At 65.3% G+C, this 12,572-nt stretch carries 12 protein-coding genes; 7 read left to right on the top strand and 5 right to left on the bottom strand.

Annotated elements, in window-relative coordinates:
- The first annotated feature begins 7 nt into the window (after positions 1-7).
- The 3 genes from VFW84_RS00825 (at position 8) to VFW84_RS00815 (ending at position 3,419) form a co-directional block, all read left to right on the top strand.
- Positions 8-895, top strand: a complete 888-nt coding sequence (locus VFW84_RS00825) for a methyltransferase domain-containing protein (protein WP_329678527.1) — start codon at positions 8-10, stop codon at positions 893-895.
- Positions 892-2,361, top strand: a complete 1,470-nt coding sequence (locus VFW84_RS00820) for a tetratricopeptide repeat protein (protein WP_329678526.1) — start codon at positions 892-894, stop codon at positions 2,359-2,361. Before VFW84_RS00825 ends, VFW84_RS00820 begins: the two co-directional genes overlap by 4 nt.
- A 104-nt stretch (positions 2,362-2,465) precedes the next feature.
- Positions 2,466-3,419, top strand: coding sequence for a bile acid:sodium symporter family protein (locus tag VFW84_RS00815; RefSeq protein WP_329678525.1), 954 nt, complete (start codon positions 2,466-2,468; stop codon positions 3,417-3,419).
- Here VFW84_RS00815 and VFW84_RS00810 read toward each other — a convergent pair.
- Positions 3,398-4,957, bottom strand: coding sequence for a methyl-accepting chemotaxis protein (locus tag VFW84_RS00810; RefSeq protein ID WP_329678524.1), 1,560 nt, complete (start codon positions 4,955-4,957; stop codon positions 3,398-3,400). The two genes, VFW84_RS00815 and VFW84_RS00810, sit on opposite strands and share 22 nt — an antisense overlap.
- A 132-nt stretch (positions 4,958-5,089) precedes the next feature.
- On the opposite strand from VFW84_RS00810, the gene VFW84_RS00805 reads away from it, so the two are divergent.
- Both VFW84_RS00805 and VFW84_RS00800 read left to right on the top strand, forming a co-directional pair.
- Positions 5,090-5,773 carry an RluA family pseudouridine synthase gene (locus VFW84_RS00805; RefSeq protein WP_329678523.1) on the top strand — a complete coding sequence of 228 codons (684 nt, stop codon included), beginning with the start codon at positions 5,090-5,092 and terminating at the stop codon, positions 5,771-5,773.
- 157 nt (positions 5,774-5,930) lie between these two features.
- Complete coding sequence (locus tag VFW84_RS00800) at positions 5,931-7,052, top strand: beta-ketoacyl-ACP synthase III (protein WP_329678522.1); 1,122 nt, start codon at positions 5,931-5,933, stop codon at positions 7,050-7,052.
- Positions 7,053-7,072: 20 nt separating this feature from the next.
- Here VFW84_RS00800 and VFW84_RS00795 read toward each other — a convergent pair whose 3' ends face one another.
- Positions 7,073-8,380, bottom strand: a complete 1,308-nt coding sequence (locus VFW84_RS00795) for an acyltransferase (RefSeq protein ID WP_329678521.1) — start codon at positions 8,378-8,380, stop codon at positions 7,073-7,075.
- Positions 8,381-8,464: 84 nt separating this feature from the next.
- On the opposite strand from VFW84_RS00795, the gene sbcB reads away from it, so the two are divergent.
- Both sbcB and VFW84_RS00785 read left to right on the top strand, forming a co-directional pair.
- Entirely contained in the window at positions 8,465-9,910 is a 1,446-nt protein-coding gene (sbcB, locus tag VFW84_RS00790) for an exodeoxyribonuclease I (protein WP_329678520.1), read from the top strand.
- Entirely contained in the window at positions 9,907-10,422 is a 516-nt protein-coding gene (locus VFW84_RS00785; RefSeq protein ID WP_329678519.1) for a M48 family metallopeptidase, read from the top strand. Before sbcB ends, VFW84_RS00785 begins: the two co-directional genes overlap by 4 nt.
- Here VFW84_RS00785 and VFW84_RS00780 read toward each other — a convergent pair.
- The 3 genes from VFW84_RS00780 to VFW84_RS00770 form a co-directional block, all read right to left on the bottom strand.
- A complete protein-coding gene (locus VFW84_RS00780; RefSeq protein WP_329678518.1) occupies positions 10,401-11,162 on the bottom strand; it encodes a class II glutamine amidotransferase in 762 nt (253 codons plus the stop codon). The genes VFW84_RS00785 and VFW84_RS00780 overlap by 22 nt on opposite strands.
- 57 nt (positions 11,163-11,219) lie before the next feature.
- Positions 11,220-11,903, bottom strand: coding sequence for a TetR/AcrR family transcriptional regulator (locus tag VFW84_RS00775; protein ID WP_329678517.1), 684 nt, complete (start codon positions 11,901-11,903; stop codon positions 11,220-11,222).
- 90 nt (positions 11,904-11,993) lie between these two features.
- The coding region (locus VFW84_RS00770) for a hypothetical protein (protein ID WP_329678516.1) at positions 11,994-12,572 on the bottom strand (579 nt) is incomplete at its 5' end.

Genomic DNA, 12,572 nt, shown 5'->3' with positions numbered 1-12,572 from the left:
TGTGGCCGTGACATCGCCGGACATCGACGATCTGCTGGCGCGCATGGCCGATCCGGCCTTGCGCACGGCAGAGGTGGTGGACCGCTACTACACCCTGTGCATTCCCTTCTACCGAGAGTTTCTCGGGGCGCACTGGCATACCGGCTTCTATGAGGCCGAGGGGCCCATCGGGCCGCGCGATCAGTGGCGCATGGAGGCGGTCATCGCCGCCAGCGTGCAGTTGTCGGCCACGGATCGGGCGATCGACGTGGGGTGTGGCATGGGCGGTCCGGCCTGCCATCTGGCGCGTCTCACCGGTGCCCACATCCTGGGGGTGACGCCCAATGCCGTGCAGCTGGATCTGGCGTGCGAGCTGGCGCGTCAGCAGGGCGTGCACGAGCGTGTCAGCTTCGTGCAGGGGCGGGCGGATGCCTTGCCTTGCCCGGATGCCAGTGTCGATGTCCTGCTCTTTTTCGAGTCGGCCTGTCACTTCCCCGACCGGCGGGCGTTTTTCAGGGAAGCCCATCGGGTGCTCAAGCCCGGAGGGCGGCTGGCGGGTGAGGACTGGCTGGCCAGCGAGGGGCTGAGCGCATCGCTGATCGAGCGCCATGTCCGCGCCATCGGCCACACCTGGTGCATCCCGGCGCTGGGCACCTTGTCGGACTATGCCGCCGACATGCAGGCGGCAGGCCTGACGGTGACCGAGGCCGTGGACATGCGCCAGGAGATGGCTTTGCACCGAGGCTTCATCGTGCATCCGCGCGACCGGGCGGTCGTGGCGATGGAAATGCGCGCCACGGCAGACCCCATCCGCCGCGTCATCATGGACGGGCTGTTGCGTCTGGGCGAGGCCACCGAGGCCGGGGCCTTCACGGTGGGGCGCTTCGTGGCCCGCAAGCCGGAGCAGCCCGCGTGAGCGAGGTGCAGGTCTTTGAAGAGCACGCGGCCGTGCTGGCCCACTGGTGGGCGCTGAAGGCGCAGGGCCCCCTGGATGTGCTGTACCTGGACGCACACCTGGATCTTCAGTTCGTGAACCCGCAGCGCCTGGCGCGACTGCGGGCCTGCACCTCAGCGTTGGCGGTGGCCGACCTGGTCAAGCCGCATCCCCTGTGCCTGGATGCGGAGGGTGCCTACGGCATCGAAGATTTTCTCTACCCTGCTGTGCAACTGGGCCTGATCGGTCGGCTCATCTGGGTGGCACCGCCGCACGTGGACCTCAGCGATCTGGGACGGGCCCTGGCGCGGCTGGAGCAGATGGAAGGGGTGAGCCCGGAGGACCTCTGCTCTTTCGTGCGGCGGCCCGATGGCTGGATCGAGGGGCAATTGCTGGGGTTGTCCCTGCTCATCGGCCGGCTGGAGCACGTGCCGAGCCTGTCGCTGGCCCATCCCTGGGTGCTGGACATCGATGTGGACTATTTCGTGGCCATCCCCGGTGATGCCGTGTGGGCGGATCCGGCCGAGGTCATGGGTGTGCTGCGCGCCTTGCCGGTCGAGCCGCTGAGCGTGACGGTCAGCCGCTCGGTCAGCAGCGGTTTCACCCCCTTGCGGCATCGCTTTGTGGGTGATCTGCTGGCCGCTTTGTGGCTGGGTGACGAGGTGCAGGCATCGCACCTGGGCCGCCTGCTGGCGCTGGATCGCGCGCTCCAGTCCGGGCAGACTGATGCCACCGTCACGGGCTGCCGCGCCGAACAGACCGCCCATCCCGACTGCGCCGCCACCTTGTACCTGCTTTCTCTGGCCCTGGCCCAGACGCCGGGCGCAGCAGCAGAGGCGGCTGAGTGGCTGGCGGCCGCCCAGGTGCGGTGCGAGGCCTATCGCCCCGATGTCCTGCGCGAGATCTGTCAGATCCGGGCCCGTCGCCTGCCCTGTGATCTGGGTCAGGTCCTGGCGCTGACGCGCCGTGTCCAGACCCTGTCCGGCCCACCGGACCGACAGGCCCTGGCCTGGGCCGCATTGGGCCTGCTTCACGCGGCGTTCCGCCAGACGGAGCGGGCCGTGGCCTGTGCCCGTCAGTTCCAGGCCCTCACCGGGCAGGCGCATGCGGAACTGTCGGTCGACATCGCTCGACTGTGTCTGGCTTCGGGCCAGGCCGATCAGGCGCTGCCATGGCTGGCGCAGGCCCTGGATCAGGATGAAACCCGGGTCACCGCCCTGGTCTATCTGGCGCAGGCCTGCGAGCGGCAAGGGCAGGGCCCGGAGGCCATCGCTGCCCTGAGGCAGGCCCAGGCCCTCAGTCCGGCCTGGATCGAGCTCTCACGCCTCTTGAGTGTGGCCCTGGCCACCGCAGGCGATCATCAGGCGGCGCAGGCACAGCAGGCGCACCACCAGGCGCTGTGCGGACAACGCGCGCGCTGGACAGCAGTCCAGGCCCGAGTGCGGTAGGCTTGCGTTTTTGCCTGAGCCCCCTTGCTGCTGCCGGGGCATTGCCGATGTTGTTCTCTCGCCGCCCTTGCCCTCACCCATCTGCCCGCCACAGCCATGGCGCCATGGACTGGTTCCTGATGGGCATGATCGGTGCCGTGGCTCTGGCCTCCCTGGCCCCCGACATCGGCCGCAGCGGTGGTTGGCTGCACCTGGATGCCGTCACCGACATCGGTGTCTTTGCCCTGTTCTTCCTGCATGGCATGGGCCTGTCGACCGCGAATCTGCGAGATGGGGCCAGCAAATGGCGCCTGCACCTGCTGGTGCAACTGTGCACCTATGTCGCGTTCCCGCTGTGGTGGGCCCTGTTGGCGCGTCTGGCGGGCGGGCATGTGTCCCAGGATCTGCTCATGGGCTTTTTCTACCTGGCGGTGCTGCCCTCCACCGTGTCGTCGTCGGTGGCCATGACGGCGCTGGCGCGGGGGCATGTGGCGGCGGCGGTGCTCAATGCGACCTTGTCGACCCTGCTGGGTGTCTTCCTCACGCCGCTGCTGGTCAGCCTGGTGATGAGCGGTGCCGGGCACAGCTTCGATGTCGGGCAGACCATGCTGAAGGTGGCGCAGATGCTGCTGCTGCCCTTCGTGGCGGGGCACCTGCTGCGCCCCTGGCTGGCCTCATGGTTCGCGCGCATCAAGCCGGTGACCACGGTCTTCGACCGCGCGGTCATCGTGCTGCTGGTCTGGTCGGCCTTCAGTGATTCCGTGGCCGACGGCCTGTGGACACGTCATGGCTGGGGCCTGTTGGCCCAGGCGGCCGTGGGCGCGGTGCTCTTTCTGGTGCCCATGTTGTGGTTCACGCGTGCGCTGGCGCGCTGGATGCGTTTCCCGGTCGAGGACGAGATCGTGGCCGTGTTCTGCGGCTCCAAGAAGACCCTGGCCTCGGGCATGCCCATGGCCAAGCTGCTCTTCGGCGGCAGCGCCGCCATGGGTGTGCTGGTGCTGCCCATCATGCTCTATCACCAGATCCAGCTGTTCGTGTGCGCCGTGATGGCGCGCCGCTACGCAACGCGGAAGACTTGAGCGGCGCGCACAAGGGTCTCGGCTTGCCGTTGCAGGGATTCGGCCGCAGCCGCGGCTTGCTCGACCAGCGCGGCGTTCTGCTGGGTACCACTGTCGATCTGGCCAATGGACTGATTGACCTGGGCGATGTCATGGGACTGTGCGGCCGTGGCCGTGGTGATGCCCTGGATCAACTGCGTCACCTGATTGACTGCGTCGACCACCTGATGGATGGTGGCGCCGGTCTCCGACACTTGACGCGAGCCATCGCCGATCTTGTCGATGGACGCCCCGATCAAGGCGTGGATCTCCTTGGCGGCCTGGGAGCTGCGCTGTGCCAGGGCGCGCACCTCGGAGGCCACGACCGCAAAGCCACGCCCCTGTTCTCCGGCTCTGGCGGCTTCCACGGCGGCATTGAGCGCCAGGATGTTGGTCTGGAAGGCGATGCTCTCGATCAGTTGCGTGATGTCGCTCATGCGCTGAGAGGAGTCCTGGATGCCCTGCATGGCCTGGACCACCTGCTCGACCGCCTGGCCACCGAGTTCGGCCACCTGGCAGGTCTGGGTGCTGACCTGGGCGACCTCCCGGGCCGTGTCGGCGGTCTGGCGCACGTTGTCCGTCAGGGTGGACATGGCGGCCGTGGTGCGCTCCAGATTGCTGGCCTGAGACTCCGTGCGCGAGGACAGGTCGTTGTTGCCGGTGGCGATTTCGCTGATGGCATGACGGATCCCGACCGTCTCGACGCGCACATCGTGCACGAAGGCGCGGGTATTGAGGTTGGCCTGGCGCAGATTACGCATCAGCACGCCGATCTGGTCGGTGCGTTCGGACCAGATGGTGTGGGTCAGATCACCTGCGGCGATCCCGGCGATGAAGCGGATGGACTTGTTGAGGGGGCGGGTGATGGCGTGGTGCAGCAAGGCCACCATGCCCAGCCCCCACAGACCCATCACGACCATCTGAATCCACAGCAAGGCCTGGGGAGACAGCCCCAGGGCATGGGTCAGCACGATCACGGGAAACAGTGTGCCCAGCAGGATCATCATCCGACCGGTCAGATGGATGCGTCCGAGCTTGCCGACCAGGTCACGCCAGCCAAAGTGGCGCACGCGTCCGGCATGGATGCGAAACGTCGGGCGTCCGGATGTCGACTCGTCCTTGATGCGCTGATAGAGCGCTTCGGCCGAGCGGATCTGATCCCGGCTGGGGGTGGTCCGCACGGACATGTAGCCTGTGGGTTTGCCCTGGCTCATGAGGGGGGTGACATGGGCATGCACCCAGTAGTGGTCGCCGTTCTTGCGGCGGTTCTTGACCACGCCAGCCCAGGGGCGACCGTTGCCGATTGTGGCCCACATGTCCTTGAAGGCCTCGGGTGGCATGTCCGGGTGGCGAATGAGGTTGTGCGGCTGATGCAGCAGTTCCTCATAGCTGTAGCCACTGGCCTCCACAAAGGCCGCGTTGCAATGGGTGATCTTGCCTTGCCGATCCGTCATGGAGACCAGCATGGATTGCTCTGGGAGACCGTGCTCCTGGCCTGTGACGGGCAGATTCATGCGCATGGTGCGACCTCCCTCAGCCTGGGGTGTGTGATGAGTTCGCACATCGTGACACCGAGGCCGTGGTTCGCATAGAGCGATCAAGGGCCTCATCTGTACCTAATTTGACAGTCTCTGGGCTATGCTCGCCCCGCCATGAACGACGAACCCTTTGCCCACCAGGCCGCTGTCTATGATCCCCCGCCGGATCGCGGACTGCAGCCCATCTACCTGGACGAGCATCTGCTGGTGGTTGACAAACCCAGCGGCCTGCTGACGGTGCCCGGGCGTGGCGAGCATCTGCAGGACTGCCTGATCCATCGGGTGCAGCGCCATGTTCCCGAGGCCCTCATCGTGCACCGTCTGGACATGGCCACCTCGGGCCTGGTGCTGCTGGCGCGGGGTGGTGACATGCAGCGCGCGCTCAGTGGTCTGTTCATGCACCGTCAGGTCGACAAGCGCTATGTGGCCCTGGTGCAGGGCATCGTGCCCGATGACGAGGGCGAGATCGATCTGCCCCTGATCACCGACTGGCCCAGCCGCCCCCGTCAGATGGTGGACCGGGTACATGGCAAGCCGTCGCAGACGCGTTATCGCGTCCTGATGCGGGACACGGTGCTGGGGCGCAGCCGGCTGGATCTGATGCCACTGACCGGACGCTCGCACCAATTGCGAGTGCACTGCCTGGCGATCGGTCATCCCATCCTGGGTGATCCGCTGTATGGCCCCGACGCCTCCCGCCAGGCCTGTGAGCGCCTGATGCTGCATGCCACGGCGCTGAGCCTGCCGCATCCGGTGAGCGGGGAGCGCCTGGATGTGCGCTCGGTCAACCCATTCTGAACGGAGGTTGTGCCAGCGGGCGGTTTTCACGATATGGGCGGGTTTGCCGGCTACCATATGGGGTTTCTGGCAGCACCGCGTGTGCTGCGGTTCTTTGCAACATGGCCTGTTGCACGGGTGTCGTCTGGTCGATGCGGTGCTGCAGGCAGGAATTGACATGAGCGCTGTTGTTATCAGCGGTACAGGCCTGTACCAGCCGCCGCACACCATTTCGAATGCCGAACTGGTGGCCTCGTTCAACACCTACGTCGAGCAGGTCAACGCCCAGCACGCCCAGGAAATCGCCGATGGCCGTCGCGAGCCATTGCAACCCTCCAGCGTGGAGTTCATCGAGAAGGCCTCGGGCATCAAACAGCGCTATGTGATCGACAAGGACGGGGTGCTCGACCCGCAGCGCATGTACCCGCGCTTCCAGGAGCGTGCCGATGACGAGCTGTCGCTGCAGGCCGAGATCGCCGTGGCGGCGGCCCGCCAGGCCATGGCCCAGGCGGGCAAGCAGGGTGCCGACATCGATGCCGTGATCTGCTCGGCGGCCAATATGCAGCGAGCCTACCCGGCCATGGCCATCGAGATCCAGCAAGCCCTGGGCGCCGGTGGGTATGGCTTTGACATGAACGTGGCCTGCTCGTCGGCCACCTTCGCCATCGAGCAAGCCGTCAACGCCGTGCGTGCCGGAACGGCGCGCTGTGTGCTGGTGGTCAACCCCGAGATCACCTCGGCCCACCACGAGTGGCGTGATCGTGACTGCCACTTCATCTTCGGTGATGTGTGCACGGCCCTCATCATCGAGCGCGCCGAGACGGCCACATCCAGCGATCAGTGGGACGTGCTGGGCACCCGCCTGGTCACCCAGTTCTCCAACAATATCCGCAACAACTTCGGTTTCATGAACCGCAGCGAGGACAGCGACCCGCTGGCCCGCGACAAGACCTTCCGTCAGGAAGGGCGCAAGGTGTTCAAGGACGTCGTGCCCATGGCGGCGGCGCACATCGAAGCTCACCTGGCCAGCCTGCAGTTCGAGACCACGCAGGTGCGTCGCTACTGGCTGCATCAGGCCAACCAGAGCATGAACCAGTTCGTCATCAAGAAGCTGGTCGGCACCGACGCTACGGAGGATGTGGCCCCCCTGATCCTGGACGAGTACGCCAACACCGCCTCGGCGGGCTCCGTCATTGCCTTCCACCATCATCGGGCAGGTCTGCAGTCCCAGGACCTGGGTGTGATCTGCTCTTTCGGCGCGGGCTATTCGGTGGGCAGTGTGGTCGTGCGCAAGCGCTGAACCGGCGCCCACCTCAGCCCTCAGCCGTAGAGCTTCTTGAACACGGCGAGCTCTGCGCGGGTGCCTGTGAGGTGGATGTCAAAGCCCCCATCGCCTTCGGGCGTGCCGATCACCATCAGCATCCGGAAGACCACCCGGATCGGGTCGTGCCAGGTGGGCTTGCCCGTGCCGAAGTCGATGTCATAGATGGGAAAGTGGCTGCAGTTGTTGAGCACAAAGCCCCCATCGGGCGAGCTGGCCACCGAGCGCATCATCAGCAGGGAAGCCTTCTTGGCTTGGCGTGCACGCTCCATCATGCCCAGGTAAGCCTGCAGATCCTGGGTGTCCAGCCCCTCGGGAGAGGTGCGGCTCTTGAGTCCGATGGTGGCCAGTGAATCCTGGGCCAGCTCTTGTGCTGTGTAAGGCACATCACGGTGCCCCAGGGCATTGCCGAAGAAGTAGCGCGGGATGCGCAGACTGCGCTTGTAGCGCAGATCGATCACCATGCCCAGATAGCGGACCTTGTCTGGCGCCCACAGCGGTGAGAGTACCTTGAGACAGTGGGCCGTGACCAGCTCGGAGGGGATCACACCCTCGGCCCCCTGGCCTTCAGCCTGAGCCTGGGCCTTCCATTGCTGCACGGTGCTGGCCGGGATGCGGAACACGCCCTTGTCCAGCTTGAACAGGTGGCCCCAGCCCAGCCGTGCGGCGGTGCGCAGCCACTGGCTCCAGGTGGCCTGATAGGCATAGCCTTTGGTGAAGGGCTGGTCGATGTGTTGCTGCCCGATCTGGATGATCTGGCTGCGGTCCATCGGGCGTGCCGGCGTGTCCTTGCCCTTGGCCGCATCGGCCCAGTCCACCATGAACTGCCAGAAGGATTGCCCGTCGATCAGCGAGTGAACCATGCAGATGCCCAGGATGGCACCGCCGTCGTCGAACTGGTAGATGTTGACATGCGCCAGGGCGGTGCTGTCCTTGAACACCTGCCAGGGGTAGATGGGGGTGTAGAAGCTGCCCAGGTGATCGGCCATGTGGTGGTGCGGGCCGTAGTCGGGCAGGGGGCCCTTGCAGCGCCGTACCGTGAAGGTGATGCCTGCATCGTTGCCGATGATGTAGGGCAGGCCCTGGGCGTCCTTTTTCATGCGCCCGGTGATCAGGGGGTAGCGTGCCAGCGTGGTCACCAGGGATCGTTCCAGGACCTCGACATCCAGGCCGTGCTTGTAGACCTGGATCACGGGGATGCCCATGTGCGAGGTCAGGATGTCCACACCAGAGAGGTACTGCTGCTCGCACTGCACGCCGCTCCTGAGGACTTTGGTGGACACCAGTTGTGACGGGATCTTGGACATGGGCAGTACGGCTAAAACCAGCAATTTAACGGATACAGGCCTGTGTGAGGCCCCGTGTTTCCCTGGTGATGTATCGTCTCGGGCATGAGCGATTTCACTTTTTTCTGGCACGACTACGAAACCTTTGGTGTCGTGCCCCGCCGCGACCGCCCGTCGCAGTTTGCCGGCGTGCGCACGGATGCCCACCTCAACGAGCTTGGCGAGGCCGTGATGGTGTACTGCCAGCCGGCACCCGATTACCTGCCCAACCCGGAAGCCTGTCTGCTGACGGGCATCTTGCCCCAGACCTGTCTGGAAAAGGGCCTGCCCGAGCACCGCTTTGCCGAGCGCATCGAGCAGGAGTTGGCCCAGCCTCAGACCATTGGCGTGGGCTACAACACCATCCGCTTCGATGACGAGGTGACGCGTCACCTCTTCTGGCGCAATCTGATGGACCCCTATGCCCGCGAGTGGCAGAACGGCTGTGGTCGCTGGGACTTGCTGGACGTGGTGCGCTGCACCTGGGCCCTGCGCCCTGAAGGTATCCAGTGGCCTCAGCATGACGACGGCCGCCCGTCTTTCAAGCTGGAGCACCTCAGCGCAGCCAATGGCTTGACCCACGAGGCCGCGCACGACGCCTTGTCCGATGTGCGGGCCACCATCGCCCTGGCACGCCTGATCCAGCAGGCCCAGCCCAAGCTGTGGGACTTCTGTCTCAAGCTGCGCAAGAAGGATGCCGTGCTGGCCGAGATCGGCGTGGGCAAGCCTTTCGTGCACATCTCGGGCATGTACGGTGTGGAGCGTGGCTGCATTGGCATCGTGTGGCCGCTGGCACCGCACCCGACCAACAAGAACGAGATCATCGTGTGGGATCTGGCCCATGACCCCAGCGAGCTGTTCTCTCTGGATGCGGCCACCATCCGCCAGCGCATGTACACGCGGGCCGAAGACCTGCCCGAAGGCGTGAGCCGTCTGCCTGTCAAGAGCGTGCACATCAACAAGTCGCCCATTGTGATCGGCAACCTCAAGACCTTGACGGCTGAGGTGCGTGCGCGCTGGGGGCTGGATGTCGATCAGGCCCTGCACCATGCCGAGATCGCGGCGGCCCAGGGGCACACCATGGCCGGCATCTGGCCCGATGTGTTTGCGCGTGAGACGCCCGCCGAGGCTCCGGATGTCGATGAAGATCTGTATGGCGGTTTCGTTGGCCCGGACGATCGCCGCCTGCTGCAGCGCCTGCGCGCCTTGAGCCCCGGGCAACTGGCCGAGAAGCTGGCAGACCGCCAGCCGGCCTTTGCCGACGAGCGCCTGGAAGAGCTGCTGTTTCGCTACCGCGCACGCAACTTTCCTGACACCCTCAATGAGCAGGACCAGACGCGCTGGCGCGAGCACTGCAGCCGGCGGCTGCACGAGGGGGCGGGTGGCGGCCTGTCGCTGGCCAGCTTCTTCGAGCGCATCGATGCCCTGAGTGAGCAGCTCAGCGACGACGACGAGCGCGGCCAGGAGATCCTGGGCGCCCTCTACGATTACGCCGAGCAGATCGCCCCATGAGCGCGGCAGACCCGGCGGGGGCGCTGAAGTACCTGGGCGGCTACCCCGAGCATCTGCTGCTGCAGGTGCGCTCCCTCATCGATGCGGGCAAGCTGGCCGAGACGCTTGCACGGCGTTACCCCGATCCGCACGAGGTGCGCACGGACAAGGCCCTGTACGACTACGTGATGGACTTCAAGCAGCGCTACATGCGCAACGCCGATCCCATCAGCAAGGTGGCCTATGACAACAAGCTCAAGGTGATCCAGCATGCCTTGGGCACGCACACGGCGATCTCGCGTGTGCAGGGCGGCAAGCTCAAGGCCAAGCGCGAGATCCGCGTGGCCAGCCTGTTCAAGGAGGCGCCAGCCGATTTCCTGCGCATGATCGTGGTGCATGAGCTGGCCCACCTGAAAGAGAAAGCCCATGACAAGGCCTTCTACCAGTTGTGCCTGCACATGGAGCCCCACTACCACCAGTTGGAGTTCGACCTGCGCCTGTACCTGACCGCTCAGTCGCTGTCCAGCAGCTGACCCTGGGCAAAGACCTTGAGCTCACCGCTCTGGAATGCCGTCCAGGGCTCGTTGCTGGTGAGGGGTTCCGTGGCGATCAGCGCCACACGGTCGTCGCGCTGAGCGATCTGCGCGAAATCCATGGTGATGTCGGCGTCCTGCAGGCGCGCCTGGGCAAACGGATACTGACGCACCAGATAGTGCAGCTTGGTCGTGCCATGGGCCCACAGGGCTTCGCCGTTGCTCAGCAGGAAGTTGAAGGTGCCGTGCTGTGCCACCTGGGGCACCAGCTCACGCAGCGTGCGGGTGAGCTCCTGCGCCGAGGGCAGGCTGGCGTGGCTCTTGGCCATCTCCTGCAGCAGCCAGCAAAAGGCCCGTTCGCTGTCGGTGTCACCCACCGGGCGGAAGGCTCCATGCAGACGAGGGTGATAGTTCTTGAGGTCGCCATTGTGAGCGAACACCCAGTAGCGCCCCCAGAGTTCCCGCGTGAAGGGGTGGCAGTTCTCCAGGGCCACATGCCCCTCGGTTGCCTTGCGGATGTGGGCCACCACATGCTTGCTGTGGATCGGGTAGGCCTTGATCAGGTCGGCCACGGGCGATTGGTTGGCCGGTTGGGCATCGACAAAGCAGCGCACGCCGCGCTCTTCAAAGAAGGCGATGCCAAAGCCATCGGCGTGCTCACAGGCACGCTGAGAAAAACCCGAGAAGCTGAACATGATGTCCGTGGGGACATTGCAGTTCATGCCGAGTAGTTGGCACATGGCAGATGGATGAAATGGCAACGGAGACCATTATCCTGCCTGGCGCGTGCCAGGCGTTCAGGGGGCGCGGTCGACGGATGACGCGGCCTGGGCACTCATGCGTTCAGCCAGGCCCTGCAGCCCCTGCCAGGCGTAGAGGTTGTATTCCAGGACCTCATCGATGGTTTGCCGGAATTGGTCGCGAGCCCAGATCGTGCCGACCTGGATGGCCATGCCCAGCAGGCCCCAGACCAGCATGTCCATGTGGATGCCGGACGGAAGGCTCGGGAAAAGCTCACGAGCCAGATGCTCGATCATGCTCACGTACTGTCCCACGGCCTTCTTCGAGCGATCGATGCTTTGCTGGTTGGCGCTGAAGGCGTCGATCAGCAAGACCTGGGCTCGCCGTGGGTCTTCCTGGATGAACTCATAGAAGGCGCGCAGACCCGCGCGCGCGAGTCCATCGATGGTTCTGGGCGCCGTCATCATGGCCTGAGCCACGCGCGCAAAGAGGAGTTCTTCCTGCCGTTGGTGGACCGCGTCAAAGGCCTCTTCCGTGCTGCGGAAGGAGTCGTAGAAGTAACGCTCCGTCAAGCGGGCCTGGGCACAGATGTCGCGCATGGTGACCCGGGCCAGCCCCAAGGTCGCAAAGACCTCGAAGGCGGCGTCCATCAACTGCTCGTGTCGTTGGCGCCGTCGTTCCTCGGCCGATATGCCTCGGTAGGGACGGGCCAGAACAGGAGGACCGGAGGGAGACTTCATGGGCAGCGGGCGACTGGCTGAACGACAGGACACGTGGGGAAAAATCATTCTAGTGGTGTCGCATCCGGCTGCCGACCCTGCCCAAGGATCTTATCGCGACGCCGCCTCGCTGCTGGCCGGCACGATGAGGCGTCTGGCTTCCTTGCTTGCGCGCACGCTGCGGCGCCCGGGATCGGGCTCGGCATCGTTGAGCAAGGCCAGTTGCAGCTTCTTGGCCGCCTCCAGGTCCATCTCGTCGTTGATCAGCCGTTGTGGCAGATCACTGAGCAGCTCGTTGGCCAGGGCCTGGCGTTTGGCATGGGGCGTTGTGGACGACATGTCTTGCCACAGCTCCAGCTGCTTGGTGAAGCGCAGCGAATTGACCAGGCGGGTGAGCTCCTGCGTCGGGTGTGCATGTTGCTGGGCAACCCCTTGCAGCATGGCCCATTCCATGCGAGAGACAAAGGCCGGCCTTTCCGTGATGGGACCGGACAGGGGCTGGATGGCCGGCTGGCGCTCGATTTCCGAGGCTGCGGCCTGTTGACCTGTCATCACCTCGGCGACAACGGCCTGATTGATGACCGGCGCCTCTGCTGCCATCGGGCCAGGTGAAGAGGCGGTCACCTCGGGTGGCGTGCCGCTGTCCATGGCGCGGGTGTCCCCCGGGGCATCCAAGGTGAGCCACACCAC

Source organism: Aquabacterium sp. (genome assembly GCF_036279655.1).
Lineage (GTDB): Bacteria > Pseudomonadota > Gammaproteobacteria > Burkholderiales > Burkholderiaceae_C > Aquabacterium.
Note: the sequence above shows the minus strand (reverse complement) of the source record. Positions and strands in the feature narration are given on the sequence as shown.